The sequence below is a fragment of the Paracidovorax konjaci genome (assembly GCF_900112675.1).
Taxonomy (GTDB): Bacteria; Pseudomonadota; Gammaproteobacteria; order Burkholderiales; family Burkholderiaceae_C; genus Paracidovorax; species Paracidovorax konjaci.
On the sequence record NZ_FOMQ01000005.1, the window covers coordinates 99849 to 114372 of the forward strand.

The following is a 14524-nucleotide window of genomic DNA, read 5'->3' on the forward strand; positions in this document are numbered from 1 at the left end:
TCAACCCGCGCCCCGGACTTGCCGCAGCAGGTCCGGCAGCGTGCGCCCGGGCTCCAGCGCGAAACGCTCGTCCAGCACCTGCAGCGCCGCGATGCGGTCGACGCGGAAGCCCCGGAAGTCCTCGCGCAGCTCGCACCACGCGGCCACGGTCCAGACCTTGCCCCAGAAGAAGCAGCCCAGCGGCCGGATGCGCCGCACGCTGGCGCGGCCCTGCTCGTCGGCGTAGTCGATGCGCGCGATGCACCGGGCGTGCACGGCGCCCCGCAGCGGCGCGAGCAGCGCTTGGGTGCGCGGGTCCATGCCCGGGCCGGGCGCGTAGAGGGCCTGCGCTTCGGCCGCTGCCCGCGCGGTGGGCGGCAGCACCGACAGGATCTTGCCGAGCGCGCCCTCCACCTGCAGGGCCAGCGCCGGATCGAGCCAGGCCTGTGCGAGCCGCGCGGCCACCACGAGCGCATCGGCCTCGCCCTGGCTGAACATGAGCGGCGGCAGCTCGAAGCCCGCGCCCAGCCGGTAGCCCACGCCCGCCTCGCCCTCGATGGGCACCCCCTGGCGCTGCAGGTCGGCCACGTCGCGGTAGACGGTGCGCACCGACACCTCCAGCCGCGCCGCCAGGAATTCGGCGGTGGTCAGCCGCCGCCCGCGGATGAGCTGCACGGTCTGGAACAGGGGGTCTGCGCGGCGCATGGGGAAAAAGCAGTGGGTTCAGGCAAAAACCGACGGATGCCGCCGGTTTCATTCAATAGTTAGCTATTATTTTTATAGCAAACATATCGGCGGTTCACCGCCCGGCGGCGTGCAGGCCGATGGTATTGCCCTCGGTGTCGCGCAGGTGGGCGATGAAGCCGATGCCGTGGGGCAGCTCGATGCAGGCATCGATCACCTCGCCGCCGGCCGGGGCGACGCGGGCCACGGCAGCGCCCAGGCCGGGCTCGCAATCGAGGTAGATGCGCACGCCGCCATCGCCGGCCGCGCGGCGCGTGGGGCCGGCCGCCAGGCAACCGCCGGTGCCTCCGTCGCCCCGGGCGAAGACGGCCATCGGGTCGCCGCCGAAATCCTCGCGGCGCATCGGGCGGCCGAGCACGCGCTCGTAGAAGGACTGCGCGCGGCCGAGGTCGGCGCACGGGATCTCGAACCAGTTGATGGCGCGCACCGCGGCAGCGGCGGTGGCAGCGGCGGTGCCGGGGACGTGAGAGGTGGCTTGGGTCATGGAATGCTCCTGGGTTGCGAAGGACTCCATGGTGCGGGGCCCCTGCTGACAGCGTGGTGTCAGCAGGGTGGTTGCGGCGCACCCCGCCGGGCGGGGCCTGCCGTGCGTCAGGCGGGCGGTGGCGGCGCGCCGGCGGGGTCTTGCGCCAGCGGGCCGGTATCGGGCGCGGCTTCGGACTCCGGTGCGGCCTAGGCGTGCGGTGCGGGCGCCTGGGCGCGGGCTTCGGCGGCGCTGCGCAACTGGCGCGCGCGCTGCAGCGAGCGCTCCACGGCGCGCACGTCCATGCCGTACATGTCGGCGAACTGCGCCACGTCGGCGCTGCCGCTGGCCTCGAAGGCGCGCAGCAAGGCTTCGGCCTTCGCGTCGCGCTCGGCGACTTCGGCGAGGGCCTCGTCCAGCAGGGCGTTGGCCTTTTCGTCGCGGCCACGCACGAGCGCGTCGTAGCCCGCGCGGTCCAGGCCCGAGGCCTCGAAGGCCTGCGCGATGCGGCGGCGCAGCTTGGCCTGCAGGTCTTCGCCGTCGCGCGGCTTGCGGCGGCGGAACACTTCCATCAGCGCGTGGTGCACGTGCTCGGGCGCCATGGCCTCGACGGCCTGCCCGGCGAGGTCATGGCGCGGGCGGCCTTCGGCCACCACCTGCAGGTAGCGCGTGGAGCGCGTGTGCAGGCCCAGCGCCACCTTGAGCGCGTCGCGCTCGAACACGCCGGGATGCGCATCGAGCAGGTCCTGGAAGATGCCGCGCTTGAGCGGCAGGAATTGCGCGCCGAAGTGCCTGGGATACAGCGCTGCGAGTTGTTCCAGCGCGGGGTGGACGCGGCGCCCGCCGGGTGCGGCGGCAGCGGCGGCGGCCGGCGCGGCCCCATCGGCGGGGGCGCCTTCCGCGCCCTGGCGCTGCGGCCGGCCACCGCGGCCACGGCGGCCCGCACGGCGGCGATCGGCCGGTGCGGCGCTGCCATCCTGCGAAGGAGCGGCAGCCTCGGGGGCCGGCGCTGCGGCTGCGGCGGTGGCCGCATCGTCGGGGGTGGAAGCCCCGGGGGCCTCGGAATCGGGTGCGTTCACGGTATCGTTCATGGCAGGGGAAAAGCCCGGTGGCACAGTCGCGCCGACGGCCCGCGGGGCGCGGCGGCGGCAGGAAGAAAACCCGCCATCATGCCAGCGTCCGCGCCGGCCGGTCCGCGCGGCAGTGCGCGGCTGCGGGTAACGGGCCGCGCGGCGGGCCGGATGGAAGGCCGGTGCACCGCGTCAGCCGAGGAATGCCAGCACCTGCCGGCCCAGCGCTTCCACACGCCCGGGATCGCCGCGCAGCCAGCGCGAGACGGCATGGTCGCAGCCCGGCAGGACGATCTTGCGCAGGCGCCCGGCCGCTGCGCGCTCGATCGCTTCCACGGCTTCGTACGGGATCACGCTGCTGCGCGGCAGGCCGTCCCGCAGCACGGTGCCCGCGGAGCGGCCGTCCGGCTGGCCGTGCTCCCGCGCGCGCAGGCCGTCGTATTCGCCGATCACGAGGAGCACCTCGCCGTCCCAGCCGGCCAGGAAGGCGAGCGAGGACGCATCCAGGAAGCCGAAGGGCCGCGAGATGGCGGCCGTGAAGGCCGGCCCGAACGGCTGCGCGTGCGCGGCTTCCGGGTAGAGGGCCGGGCAGACCAGGATCAGCTTGCGCACCGCGCCCGCGCTGCCCTCGGCCAGCTTGAGCGCCAGCGCCCCGCCGAGGCTCTGGCCCATCACCACGGACGCCGCGGGCTGCATCGCCGCGTGGAAGCGCCGCGCCTCCTGCAGGTTGCGCGCGAGCGAGGTCTGCCCGAGCGCCAGCGGCGACCCGGGGCCGTGGCCCGAAAGGTTGCACGCCAGGCTGCCCACGCCGTGCCGCTGCAGCCAGAACAGCAGCGGATTGAGCCGCGTGTAGTCGGAGCGCGCGCCATGCAGCGCGAACACCGGGCCCGCCGCGGCGGGGCCCGGCACGCCCTGCGCGGGGAGCACGCGGGCTTCGAGCGCATAGGGGCCGGGGCCGTCGCCGCGGCCCTCGCCGAAGGTTTCTTCGAAGTAGCCCGCGGGCCCGGGCACGGGTTCCGCGCAGGTCCAGGCGGCATCGCTGCGCGGGTGCGGAGCCAGGGGCCGGGGCACCATCGCCATGGCCGTCATGCGGCCCGCAGCGCGCCCGCAATGGCCTCGCGCAGCGGATTGCCGGGCATGCTGAGCAGCTTGGCGGCGAGCGCGCAGCAAACGACCACGATCATGGGCTTCACGAGGCGCGGGCCCACTTTCACCGCGCAGCGCGCGCCCAGCTGCGCGCCGGCAAAGGCCGCGCACGCCATCGCGATCGCGAGCGGCCAGAGGATCGCCCCCTTGGCGATGAAGACCAGCAGCGAGCCCACGTTGCACGAGGCATTGCCGAGCTTGGTGAAGCTCACCGCCTGCATCGTGCGCAGGCCGCACAGCAGCACCAGGGCCACCATGAAGAAGGAGCCCACGCCGGGGCCGAACACGCCGTCGTAGAACCCCAGCAGCGGCGCCACCGTCGCCGAGAACAGGAAGAGCGAGAGCCGCGCCTTGCGCTGCCCCTGGTCCAGCCTGGGGGCGAGCGCGAAGTACGACGCCACCAGCAGCAGCAGCACGGGCACGCTGGCCTCCAACCAGCGCTTGCTGAAGAAGCTGACCAGCAGCGCGCCGCACACGCCGCCCCCCATCGCGAACGGGATGAGGTACTTGCCCTCGCTCCAGTCGATGAGCCCCTTGCGCGCGAAGGTGGCGGTGGCCGACAGGGTGGCCGAGGCCGCCTGCAGCTTGTTGGTGGCGATGGCGCTCACGGGCTCCACGCCCGCCAGGAACAGCGCGGGCAGCGTGATGAGCCCGCCGCCGCCCGCGATCGCGTCGAAGAAACCGGCGAAGAACGCCACCGCGGCCAGGGCCGCAATCGTTTCGATGTCCATGGATTCGGTCTGCGGAGGCGGCGGTTCAGCCCTGCACGATCAGCGGCGAATCGCTGAGCGTGATGGCCGTGGCGGCCCGCGAATAGCCGAAGACGCGCACCAGCAGGCGGCGGTTGTCGCGCACGATGTCGCGGCAGTGCAGCGCACGCGTGTTGTTGATCACGATGGCCGACTCCTGCGACAGCACGCACTGCAGCGGCCGGGCTTCGCCTACGGCCTGGCAGAAGGCCGCGAAGGCCTGCTTGACCAGCTCGGAGGCGCCCGCGTCCACCGAGAAGCGGTAGGAATTGAAGCGCGCCGCGAAGCCCACGCGCGGATCGAAGTCGAGGATGGACACGCCGCGCCCGTCCTCGCCCTGCCCGGCGTTGAACGAATCGCTGCGGCTGAAGTTGAAGCTCGGCGAGGTGAGGCACAGCGTGTGCGTGGGTCCGATGCGCTCCAGGATGTCGGGCAGCGGGATGACCGAGGTGGGCTCGCCGCCGGGGTTCCACATCGCGCTGAGGATCAGCGCCGAGGGAGACGGCGAATGGCCGTTGCGGTGGCCCACCGCGCACCAGTACGGCGCCTCGGTGTGCGGGCCCAGCGACAGCCCCGAATGGGAGCTGAGTTCGGCCTGCCCGGTCTCGCCGGCGAGCTTTTCCTGCCCGCCGCCCTTGAAGTTGCCCACCAGCCGCACGAGCTTGGCGGCGTTGTCGATGTCGTAGGCGAAGGCGCGGTGCTCCACCACCTTGAGCAGGATCTGGTTGCGCGCGCCCAGCCGCAGGATGGCCGGGTCGTTCTCCAGGGCCTCAGGTGCCGGCAGCGCCGCGGGCAGCGGCCGGCTGTCCACCACGGCCAGGCCCTCGAACACTAGGGCCGACATGGCGCCGCCGGCATAGAGCTCCGCGGTGCGCTGCTGCTCGGCGCTGAAGAGGGTGCGCAGCTCGGTGGCCGCATGGGCCGCCAGGATGCGCGCCTGCGGAGACTGCACCCCGCCCAGTGCGGCGATCTCGGCGGCCAGGCGGTCCAGCAGGCCGGACTGGCCCGGCGTGAGCCGCAGGGCCCCCACCTCCTGCCGCGGTGCGGACAGGGACCGCTGCGGTGCCGACTGCTGTGGTGGTTGTGCGTTTTGCTGTTGTTCTTCGTTATGGACGGACGGATGCATTTTTTATGGATTTCCTGGTAGAAACCCGCTCCCAGGCGGGCCGGGGGCGAATCTAGCAGCGAACCTTCCGGCGAATTCCGGGATGGAATAAGCAAAAAGAAACCCGTCCATAACGAAAAAAATGCAGTGCGGCCGCGTGCCTTTGCCCGGGCCGCGGCCGCCCTCCCGTCCGCGCGCCGTCAGGCGGCGCCGGGCCGCAGGGCTTCGTCCAGGACTTCGATCCAGTGGCGCACGGGCGTCGCCGTGCCGCTCTGCAGGTGCGTGATGCAGCCGATGTTGGCCGAGAGGATGGCCGCGGGCGGCTCCTCCGCGCAGGCCTCGTCCAGGGCGCCGAGCTTGCGGTCGCGCAACTGGCCCGCGATGGCCGGCTGCAGCAGCGAATACGTGCCCGCCGAGCCGCAGCACAGGTGCGATTCGGTGCGCGCCACGCGCAGGCGAAAGCCCAGGCGCGCCAGGTGCGTCTCCACGCCGCCGCGCAGCTTCTGGCCGTGCTGCAGCGTGCAGGGCGGGTGGTAGGCCAGCAGCGACTGCGGTGCGTCGATGCGGCCCGCGAGGCGCTCGGTCAGCGCGGGCAGCATGTCGGGCAGCAGCTCGGAGAGGTCCCGCGCGAGGGCGCTCACGCGCGCAGCGCGCCCGGCATAGTCGGGGTCGCCCTGCAGCAGGTGGCCGTACTCCTTCACGGTGACGCCGCAGCCCGAAGCGTTGACGACGATGGCCTCCACGCCGCCCGCTTCCACGTGCGGCCACCAGGCGTCGATGTTGGCGCGCATCTGCGCGCGGCCGCCCTCCTGGTCGTTGAGGTGAAACTTCACCGCGCCGCAGCAGCCCTCGCCGGCGGCGATGACGGTCTGGATGCCGGCCGCATCGAGCACGCGCGCGGTGGCGCGGTTCACGTTGGGCAGCATCGCCGGCTGCACGCAGCCCGCGAGCATCAGCACCTTGCGCGCGTGCTCGCGCACGGGCCAGGCGCCGGCCTCCTGCGGGCGCGGGACCTTGGCGCGCACGGCGGCCGGCAGCAGGCCGCGCACCGCCTGGCCCGCCTTGAGCGCGGGCGCGAACAGCGGCGAGGGCACGCCCTCCTTCAGCGCCCAGCGCCGCGCGCGCTCGGGCAGCGGGCGCGGCACCTTCTCTTCCACGATGCGCCGGCCGATGTCCACCAGGCGGCCGTACTGCACGCCGCTCGGACAGGTGGTCTCGCAGTTGCGGCAGGTGAGGCAGCGGTCCAGGTGCAGTTGTGTCTTGCGCGTGGGTGCGTCGCCTTCGAGCACCTGCTTGATGAGGTAGATGCGGCCGCGCGGGCCGTCCAGTTCGTCGCCCAGCAGCTGGTAGGTGGGGCAGGTGGCAGTGCAGAAGCCGCAGTGCACGCACTTGCGCAGGATGGACTCGGCCTCGCGGCCTTCGGGCGTGTCCTGGAATTCGGGGGCGAGTCGGGTTTGCATGGGGCGGTGTCTCGTGGTGTCTTCAGTGGGGTTCGGGCGTGCGGTGCGGTGCCGCGCCCTGCCGGCGCGCGCGCCACAGCGCGGCCAGGCGCTCGAAATCCGCGGCGAGCGGCGGCAGCGACAGCCCCAGCAGCACCGACGCGAGCGGCAGCACCCAGATGAAGCCCACGTGCTTGAAGCCCGCGGCGCCCACGATGCCGCCGGCCGTGAACATGCCCAGCAGGCTCGCGAACAGCACGAGCCGCGCGCGGTTGGAATGCACATGCGCCTCGGGAGGCGTGCCGCGGCGGTTCCAGTAGAGCATCTTGCCCATCTCGATGCCCAGGTCGGTGGCCACGCCGGTCATGTGCGTGGTGCGGATCTGGGCCGACGACATCTTAGTGACCACCGCGTTCTGCAGCCCCATGAGGAAGGCCAGCAGCAGCACCGTGAGTGGCACCGAGAACGGCGTGGGCCAGCCCAGCGTGATCGCGCCCATGAGCCCGAAGAGCAGCAGCAGCACGGCCTCCAGCAGCAACGGCAGCGCGAAGCCGCTGCGCAGCCGGTGGTGGCGTGCCCAGTTGACCATGATGGCCGTGGTGCCCGCGCCCGACATGAAGGCCCAGAGCGTGCCCACGGCGCCCAGCACCAGTGCCATGTTGCCGAGCACGAGGTTGTCGGCCACGGTGGAGAGAAAGCCCGTCATGTGCGAGGTGTAGCTGTGCACCACCAGAAAGCCGCCCGCGTTCACCGCGCCGGCATTGAAGGCCAGCAGCAGGCCCAGCAGCCGGTTGGTGGAGGGCGTGCGGTGCCGCCCCGTGAGATGCCGCAGCAGCCGCATGCCGTGGTCGCCCGCCCTACCCGGCCAGGCCGGCCAGACCGGCCAGGCGCCCGGGATTGAAGATGCCGGCCGGGTCGAACGTCGCCCGCAGGCGGGCGTGGATGCGCTCGCGCACGGCATCCGGGCCGGCATCGGCGCCGGGACCGCCCACGGCGACCGGCACGCAATCCTTTGAGCGATCCGGGCCGGATGCCGCCGGATCCATTGAATTGTTTGCTATGAAAACAGTAGCATCTCCGCCGGCAGCCCGCGCGGCTTCCCGCAGGGCCGGCCCCAGCGCAGCGGGCGCCTGCAGCCACCGCAGACCCCCGTGCCACTCGACCAGGGGCGGCCCCGCTTCGGCGGGCAGCACCAGGGCCGGCGCGGCCGGCGGCACCGACAGGCGCCAGAGCACGGAGCCCGAAGGCCGGGCCGCGAACCACGGCAGCGCCTGCTCGCGGCAGGCGGCCCAATCGGCCTGCGCCGCGGCCTGCGGCAGCCGCTCGCCGCCCAGCGCGCGGCAGGCCGATTCGACCGCCGCCGTGGCCCCGCGCAGGCGCAGGTGCAGCACACCGCCACCACCGGGGGCCGCGGACTCCCAGCGGCTGGCGTTCAGCGGCAGGGGCTGGCCGCCCCAGGCCTGCAGCCGGCGCAGGGCCTCGGCCTGCGGCAGCTCGAAGCGCAGCGTGGCCTCGGCCGGGGGGATGGGCAGCACCTTGAGGCTCACCTCGGTGATCAGCCCGAGCGTTCCCCAGGCGCCCACCATGAGGCGCGAGACGTCGTAGCCCGCCACGTTCTTCATCACCTGCCCGCCGAAGCGCAGGCACTCGGCGCGGCCGTTGACGATCTCCACGCCCAGCACGAAATCGCGCACCGCCCCGGCACTCGCCCGCGCCGGCCCCGACAGCCCCGCGGCCACCATGCCGCCCACCGTGGCCCCGTCGCCGAAGTGCGGCGGCTCGAACGGCAGGCACTGCCCGCGGCTGGCGAGCAGCGCTTCCAGCTCGGCCAGCGGCGTGCCGGCGCGCACGGTGACGACCAGCTCGCTGGGCTCGTAATCCACCACGCCGGCCAGCGCGCGCGTGTCGAGCACGTCGCCCAGCAGTGCCGCGCCGCCGTGGAAATCCTTGGTGCCGCCGCCGCGGATGCGCAGCGGCCGCTGCGTGGCGGCACTGTCGCGCACGCGCTCGATGGTCTGGCGAAGGGCGGAATCCATGGGGCCATCCTACCGGCAGGCCCCGCACCGGGCGGCGGGTACCGCCGTGAATTTTTTGAACGGCACGCGTGAACGCGGCATGGCGGGCGCGCCCGGCGCGAAGGAAACGGTGCCGCCCCGGCAGCGCGCGCGCCGGATGCGGCCCGGGCGCGGCGGTAGGGTCAGTCCAGCCCGGCCGGCAGCGCCGCCTCCTCGTACCACGCCACCGGCAGACCGGGCGCGGGCGCCGGCTTGCCGGCGCGCAGCAGGAAGCCGGTCCAGGGCAGGTGGGCGACCTCGTCCGCAGCCCGGCCCTCGCGCGCGGAGGTCACGAACAGCTCGCGGCCGGCGGCGCCGCCCAGGCAGGGCATGGTGGGGCACAGCACGGGCACCGGCACCTCGGCGGCGATCTCGCCCGAGGGCGCCAGCCGCAGCAGGCGCGAGCCCTCGTACATGGCGGTCCAGTAATGGCCTTCGGTGTCCACGGCGGAGCCATCGGGGCGGCCGGCGTACCCCGGGTCGCCGGGCTGCCACCCGGACGGCTTCGGGGGAAACGAATGGAAGACGCGCGGCTCGCCCACGGGCTCGCCCTGGGCATCGCAGTCCCAGGCGCGCACGGTGTGCGTCGGCGTGTCGGCCCAGTAGAGCCTGCGGCCGTCGGGCGACCATGCCAGGCCGTTGGCCGTCTTCACGCCGCCGAGCATGCGGCGCACCACGGGGGCGCTCGCGCTGCCGCGCCCGTCGATGCAGTAGAGCGCGCCGAGCGCCTCGCGCGGCTGCCCCGGCGGGGGCTCGTGCAGGGTGCCCACCCAGAACCGGCCCAGCGCGTCGCACTTGCCGTCGTTGGCGCGCTGGGTGGCCGGGTCGTAGGGCAGCGTGGCCACGGGCACCAGCGTGCCGCCCCACTCCCGCGCGCGGTAGATGCCGTCGCGCAGCGCGATCACCAGGCCGCTGGCCACGCCGGCGGTGCGGGCCGGCGCGATGCAGCCGGGCTCGCTGGGCATGGCCCAGTAGTCGATGCGGCCGGTGTCGGGCTCCCAGCGGGCCAGGGCACGGCCGGCGATGTCCACCCAGTAGAGGCGGGTCTCCAGCGGGTGCCAGAACGGCGACTCGCCCAGCGCATCGGGCTCCAGGCTGCCTGTGCGCCAGTCCATGTCCAGGGGCATGCGGTGTCCTCTCCTCGTGCGGCCCGCAGGCGCGACCGCCGCGCCTGCCTGACAAGCCAGCGCCGATTATTCGGCCATGCGCCCCACAGGGCAAAAAATAACCCCCTCGCCGGGTGCGGCGCCCGGGCCCCCGCAGACCCGTGCAGGCAAAAAAAGGCCCGCCTTGCGGGCGGGCCGAATGTCCATAGGAGTAGCTCGATCGTTGTGCCGGGTCCGGGTGGCGCCACCAGCCGCCGCCCCGGTCCGGATGGATGCGGCTCAGCGGTTGTAGGCCGTTTCGCCGTGCGATGTGATGTCCAGGCCCTCGCGCTCGGCTTCCTCGCTGACGCGCAGGCCCACGAGCAGGTCGGCGATCTTGTAGGCGATGAAGGCCACCACGGCGGACCAGACCAGCGTGATCGCCACGCTCTTGACCTGGATCCAGACCTGTGCGCCCATGGAGAACGTGTCGGGGGTCAGGCCGCCCGTGCCGCCCAGGCCCTGCGATGCGAAGACACCGGTCAGGATGGCACCCAGGATGCCGCCCACGCCGTGCACGCCGAACACGTCGAACGCGTCGTCGGCGCCCAGCATCTTCTTGAGACCGCCCACGCCCCAGAGGCAGACCACGCCGGCGATCAGGCCGAGCACGATGGCGCCCATCGGGCCCACGAAGCCGGCGGCCGGCGTGACGGCCACGAGGCCGGCGACGGCGCCCGAAGCGGCGCCCAGCATGGAGGCCTTGCCCTTGTGCAGCGATTCGCCCGCGAGCCAGCTCAGCGTGGCGGCGGCGGTGGCGAGCACGGTGTTCACGAAGGCCAGGCCCGCGGCGCCGTTGGCGGCACCGGCGGAGCCGGCGTTGAAGCCGAACCAGCCCACCCACAGCAGCGAGGCACCCACCATGGTCAGCGTCAGGCTGTGGGGCGTGAGCGCTTCCTTGCCGAAGCCGATGCGCTTGCCCACCATGTAGGCACCCACGAGACCGGCGATACCGGCGTTGATGTGCACCACGGTGCCGCCCGCGAAATCGAGTGCGCCGTCCTTGCCCAGCAGGCCGCCGCCCCACACCATGTGCGCGATCGGGATGTAGCTGAAGGTGAACCACAGCACCGAGAAGATCAGCACGGCCGAGAACTTGATGCGCTCTGCGAACGAGCCCACGATCAGCGCCACGGTGATGGCGGCGAAGGTGGCCTGGAACGACACGAACACGTATTCGGGGATCGTCGGGAGGGCGCCGGAGAGCGTGTCCGGCGCAATGCCCTTCAGGAAGATCTTGTCGAAGGTGCCGAAGAACGAACCGTCACCGCCGAACGTCAGGCTGTAGCCGTAGATGGCCCACAGCAGCGAGATCAGCGAGAAGATCACGAACACCTGCACGAGCACCGACAGCATGTTCTTGGAGCGGGCGAGGCCGCCGTAGAACAGGGCCAGGCCCGGGATGGTCATGAGGATCACGAGCAGCGTGGAAGTGAGCATCCACGCGGTGTCGCCGGAATCGAGCTTGGGCGCCGGTGCGGCGGCGGGGGCGGCCGGCTCGGAGGCGGCTGCGGCCGCAGGCGCTGCGGCGGCCACGGGGGCAGGGGCCGCCGCAGCGGGTGCCTCGGGCGCCGACGCCGTGGCGGCGGCCGGTTCGGAAGCCGCGGGCGCCTGGGCCAGCGCGGCGGTGCCGGTGGCCAGCAGGCTCATCCCCAGCAGGAAGGAAGCAAGCAGTTTTTTCATGGTTGTGTCTCTCGGAATGCGTTGATCCGTTGGGCTGCTCGAAGCCGCTCCCTCAGAGGGCTTCCTTGCCGGTTTCACCGGTGCGGATGCGCACCACCTGCTCCAGGTGGCCGACGAAGATCTTGCCGTCGCCGATCTTGCCGGTGCGCGCGGCGCCTTCGATGGCTTCGATGACGCGCTCGACCAGGTCATCGGAGACAGCGGCCTCGATCTTCACCTTGGGCAGGAAATCGACGACGTACTCGGCGCCGCGGTACAGCTCGGTGTGGCCCTTCTGGCGCCCGAAGCCCTTGACCTCGGTCACCGTGATGCCCTGCACACCGATGTCCGACAGGGCTTCGCGCACCTCGTCGAGCTTGAAGGGTTTGATGATGGCTGTCACCATTTTCATGTTCGGATCTCCGTAGTGGGCGCCCCTCGGCCCCCGTTGCTGTTGTGGTGGTTCAAAGGGTTTTGGTGAGCGTGACGATCAGCCGGTTCTTGTTCACCGGGCCGAAGAATTCCTTCTTGTTGGCGCCCGTCACCGCCGCGGTGAGCGACAGCCCGGAGCCGAAGTCGTAGGCACCGCCCACGCTGTAATCGACATAGTTGGGCACGCCCAGGTCCTTGATGTCGCTCGCGAAGCGCGTGAAGCCCACCGACGCCTTGAGCGTGGTGTTGGGCGCCACTTCCTGCGCGAACGCCACGTTCAGGTAGCCCGTGTTGCGGCCGCGGTTGCCGGAGGTCTTGGCGCCTGCCCAGCCGAAATAGTCCTTGGAGACGGTGTGCGAGTACTTCGCCGTCACCGGCCCGAAGGTCGCGGCGCCGTACAGCTCGGTAGTGTTGCCGGTGGTGTTGCCCGGGTAGACGTAGGTCAGCGCGCCCACGTCCAGGTCCATGCCGCCGGCCTTGAATTTGTAGCCGCCGTAGAAATCCATCTCGACCGAATTGCCGGGCAGCCAGTCCACGGTGGAGTTCCAGTTGCCCAGGTAGAAACCGCTGTCGCCGAAGCTGTAGTCGATCCCGCCCTGCACGGCAGGCTTGAACGCCCGCACCTTGCTCGTGTCCTGGTCCTGGCCACGGAACTTGTAGTTGCTGGTCAGGCTGATGTTGCCCGTGAGCTGGGCGCTGGCCCAGAGGGGGGTGGCAGCCAACAGGCCGAGGCACAGGGACTTCAGAGCACGGTTCATGGGGAATTCCTCCAGAAGAAACCAACGATGCGGGTGGGTTTGCCCTAGCGCAAAGCAGGGAACGTGCCATGTGCGCTGCCGCCCGGCGTGGGTACGCTCCGAATGGGTGCGCGCGGTACATTCCATCCCCAACGATCGTTACAACACTGACGCGCCGAAGCATGATGCACCCGAATGGTGCATCTTTCCCGGGTATTCCGCAGCCCGGCAGCGCACCCAAGTGGGGAGGAGGGATTCATGAGTCTTGCATTGGTGCAAAGCCGCGCATTGCTGGGCCTGCAGGCGCCGGCCGTCACGGTGGAGGTGCATCTGGCCAACGGGTTGCCGAGCTTCACGCTCGTGGGCCTGGCGGATGTGGAGGTGAAGGAGGCGCGCGAGCGCGTGCGTTCGGCGCTGTTGAACGCCGGCCTGGAGTTTCCGCACAACAAGAAAATCATCGTCAACCTGGCGCCGGCCGACCTGCCCAAGGATTCGGGCCGGTTCGACCTGCCCATCGCGCTGGGCATCCTCGCGGCGAGCGGGCAGATCGACGCGGCGCGGCTGGCGGGCTACGAGTTCGCGGGCGAGCTGTCGCTGTCGGGCGGGCTGCGGCCCGTGCGCGGCGCGCTGGCCACCACGCTCGCGCTGCGGTCGGCCGGCGAATCCACCCGCATGGTGCTGCCGCCGGGCAGCGCCGAAGAGGCCGCGCTGGTGCCCGGCACCGAGGTCTACCGCGCCCGGCACCTGCTGGATGTGGTGGCGCGCTTCCTGCCCCCGCAGAGCAACGAGGCCGATGCCGATGCCGGCGATGGCTGGTGCCGCGTGCAGGCCGCGCCGCCGGCAGCCGGCGCGCCGGCCGACGACCTGGCGGACGTGAAGGGCCAGGCCGCCGCGAAGCGGGCGCTGGAGATCGCCGCCGCGGGCGGCCATGGCCTGCTGATGGTGGGGCCGCCCGGCTCCGGCAAATCGATGCTCGCGCACCGCTTTGCGGGCCTGTTGCCGGCCATGTCGGTGGACGAGGCGCTGGAGAGCGCGGCGGTGGCCAGCCTGGCGGGGCGGTTCACGCCGGCATCGTGGGCCGTCCGTCCGACGAGCAGCCCGCACCACACGTGCAGCGCGGTGGCACTGGTCGGAGGCGGCTCTCCTCCGCGGCCCGGAGAGATTTCGCTCGCCCACCACGGGGTCCTTTTTCTGGATGAGTTCCCGGAATACGCCCGCAGCGCGCTGGAAGCGCTGCGCGAGCCGCTGGAGACGGGGCGCATCGCCATCGCACGGGCCGCCCGGCGCGCGGATTTTCCGGCGCGCTTCCAGCTCCTGGCGGCGATGAACCCCTGCCCCTGCGGCTACCTGGGCTCCAACCAGCGCGCCTGCCGCTGCTCGCCCGATCAGGTCGCCCGCTACCAGGGCAAGCTGAGCGGCCCGCTGCTGGACCGCATCGACCTGCACGTGGAGGTGCCCGCCCTGCCGGCCGATGAGCTGCTCGCCACCGCACCCGGCGAAGCCTCCGCCGCCGTGCGCGGCCGCGTCGCCGCCGCCCGCGAGCGGGCCGTGGCGCGCCAGGGCAAACCCAACCAGGCGCTGCAGGGCCGCGAGATCGACGAGCAGTCGGGCCTGGACGATGCGGCAGCCCGGTTCCTGCAGGCCGCGGCCACGCGCCTGGGCTGGTCGGCGCGCAGCACGCACCGGGCCCTCAAGGTGGCCCGCACCATCGCCGACCTGGCGGGCGAGGAGCGCATCGGGCCGGCGCAGGTGGCGGAGGCGGTGCAGTACCGGCGGGTGCTGCGCAGCGCCGCCTGAGT

General features: G+C 72.3%; 14 protein-coding genes. 1 reads left to right on the plus strand and 13 read right to left on the minus strand.

The window, feature by feature from the left end:
• The 13 genes from BM144_RS09010 to BM144_RS09070 form a co-directional block, all read right to left on the minus strand.
• Positions 1 to 684, minus strand: a complete 684-nt coding sequence (locus tag BM144_RS09010) for a helix-turn-helix transcriptional regulator (RefSeq protein ID WP_092951342.1) — start codon at positions 682 to 684, stop codon at positions 1 to 3.
• 94 nt (positions 685 to 778) lie between these two features.
• Positions 779 to 1207: a VOC family protein gene (locus BM144_RS09015; RefSeq protein WP_175525985.1), complete on the minus strand. Its 429-nt coding sequence runs from the start codon at positions 1205 to 1207 to the stop codon at positions 779 to 781.
• A gap of 188 nt (positions 1208 to 1395) precedes the next feature.
• The gene (locus tag BM144_RS09020; protein WP_092951344.1) at positions 1396 to 2277 is read right to left on the minus strand and encodes a ProQ/FINO family protein; all 882 of its coding nucleotides are present in this window, start codon (positions 2275 to 2277) and stop codon (positions 1396 to 1398) included.
• A gap of 171 nt (positions 2278 to 2448) precedes the next feature.
• Positions 2449 to 3345, minus strand: coding sequence for an alpha/beta hydrolase (locus tag BM144_RS09025; protein WP_092951346.1), 897 nt, complete (start codon positions 3343 to 3345; stop codon positions 2449 to 2451).
• On the minus strand, positions 3342 to 4133 hold the full coding sequence (locus tag BM144_RS09030; protein WP_092951348.1) for a TSUP family transporter: 792 nt from the start codon (positions 4131 to 4133) through the stop codon (positions 3342 to 3344). The genes BM144_RS09025 and BM144_RS09030 overlap by 4 nt, the downstream gene beginning before the upstream one ends.
• Positions 4134 to 4158: 25 nt before the next feature.
• Complete coding sequence (locus BM144_RS09035; RefSeq protein ID WP_139225682.1) at positions 4159 to 5277, minus strand: Fe(II)-2OG oxygenase family protein; 1119 nt, start codon at positions 5275 to 5277, stop codon at positions 4159 to 4161.
• A 179-nt stretch (positions 5278 to 5456) separates the two neighbouring features.
• Complete coding sequence (gene glcF / locus BM144_RS09040) at positions 5457 to 6716, minus strand: glycolate oxidase subunit GlcF (RefSeq protein WP_092951352.1); 1260 nt, start codon at positions 6714 to 6716, stop codon at positions 5457 to 5459.
• A gap of 22 nt (positions 6717 to 6738) precedes the next feature.
• A complete protein-coding gene (locus BM144_RS09045; protein WP_092951354.1) occupies positions 6739 to 7536 on the minus strand; it encodes a YoaK family protein in 798 nt (265 codons plus the stop codon).
• Positions 7537 to 7552: 16 nt separating this feature from the next.
• Positions 7553 to 8731 carry a glycolate oxidase subunit GlcE gene (gene glcE / locus BM144_RS09050; RefSeq protein ID WP_092951356.1) on the minus strand — a complete coding sequence of 393 codons (1179 nt, stop codon included), beginning with the start codon at positions 8729 to 8731 and terminating at the stop codon, positions 7553 to 7555.
• A 161-nt stretch (positions 8732 to 8892) separates the two neighbouring features.
• Positions 8893 to 9876 carry an SMP-30/gluconolactonase/LRE family protein gene (locus tag BM144_RS09055; RefSeq protein ID WP_092951358.1) on the minus strand — a complete coding sequence of 328 codons (984 nt, stop codon included), beginning with the start codon at positions 9874 to 9876 and terminating at the stop codon, positions 8893 to 8895.
• 258 nt (positions 9877 to 10134) lie between these two features.
• On the minus strand, positions 10135 to 11577 hold the full coding sequence (locus BM144_RS09060; RefSeq protein WP_092951360.1) for an ammonium transporter: 1443 nt from the start codon (positions 11575 to 11577) through the stop codon (positions 10135 to 10137).
• Between the two features lie 52 nt (positions 11578 to 11629).
• Entirely contained in the window at positions 11630 to 11968 is a 339-nt protein-coding gene (gene glnK, locus BM144_RS09065; protein ID WP_056664993.1) for a P-II family nitrogen regulator, read from the minus strand.
• A 52-nt stretch (positions 11969 to 12020) separates the two neighbouring features.
• On the minus strand, positions 12021 to 12746 hold the full coding sequence (locus tag BM144_RS09070) for a TorF family putative porin (protein WP_092951362.1): 726 nt from the start codon (positions 12744 to 12746) through the stop codon (positions 12021 to 12023).
• Between the two features lie 237 nt (positions 12747 to 12983).
• On the opposite strand from BM144_RS09070, the gene BM144_RS09075 reads away from it, so the two are divergent.
• Entirely contained in the window at positions 12984 to 14522 is a 1539-nt protein-coding gene (locus tag BM144_RS09075) for a YifB family Mg chelatase-like AAA ATPase (RefSeq protein ID WP_092951364.1), read from the plus strand.
• The last annotated feature ends 2 nt before the right edge of the window (positions 14523 to 14524 follow it).

Bases quoted from the DNA above. Each gene is read 5' to 3' on its own strand.
- BM144_RS09010 (WP_092951342.1), bottom strand. From the start codon at position 684: ATGCGCCGCGCAGACCCCCTGTTCCAGACCGTGCAGCTCATCCGCGGG.
- BM144_RS09015 (WP_175525985.1), bottom strand. From the start codon at position 1,207: ATGACCCAAGCCACCTCTCACGTCCCCGGCACCGCCGCTGCCACCGCC.
- BM144_RS09020 (WP_092951344.1), bottom strand. From the start codon at position 2,277: ATGAACGATACCGTGAACGCACCCGATTCCGAGGCCCCCGGGGCTTCC.
- BM144_RS09025 (WP_092951346.1), bottom strand. From the start codon at position 3,345: ATGACGGCCATGGCGATGGTGCCCCGGCCCCTGGCTCCGCACCCGCGC.
- BM144_RS09030 (WP_092951348.1), bottom strand. From the start codon at position 4,133: ATGGACATCGAAACGATTGCGGCCCTGGCCGCGGTGGCGTTCTTCGCC.
- BM144_RS09035 (WP_139225682.1), bottom strand. From the start codon at position 5,277: ATGCATCCGTCCGTCCATAACGAAGAACAACAGCAAAACGCACAACCA.
- glcF (WP_092951352.1), bottom strand. From the start codon at position 6,716: ATGCAAACCCGACTCGCCCCCGAATTCCAGGACACGCCCGAAGGCCGC.
- BM144_RS09045 (WP_092951354.1), bottom strand. From the start codon at position 7,536: ATGCGGCTGCTGCGGCATCTCACGGGGCGGCACCGCACGCCCTCCACC.
- glcE (WP_092951356.1), bottom strand. From the start codon at position 8,731: ATGGATTCCGCCCTTCGCCAGACCATCGAGCGCGTGCGCGACAGTGCC.
- BM144_RS09055 (WP_092951358.1), bottom strand. From the start codon at position 9,876: ATGCCCCTGGACATGGACTGGCGCACAGGCAGCCTGGAGCCCGATGCG.
- BM144_RS09060 (WP_092951360.1), bottom strand. From the start codon at position 11,577: ATGAAAAAACTGCTTGCTTCCTTCCTGCTGGGGATGAGCCTGCTGGCC.
- glnK (WP_056664993.1), bottom strand. From the start codon at position 11,968: ATGAAAATGGTGACAGCCATCATCAAACCCTTCAAGCTCGACGAGGTG.
- BM144_RS09070 (WP_092951362.1), bottom strand. From the start codon at position 12,746: ATGAACCGTGCTCTGAAGTCCCTGTGCCTCGGCCTGTTGGCTGCCACC.
- BM144_RS09075 (WP_092951364.1), top strand. From the start codon at position 12,984: ATGAGTCTTGCATTGGTGCAAAGCCGCGCATTGCTGGGCCTGCAGGCG.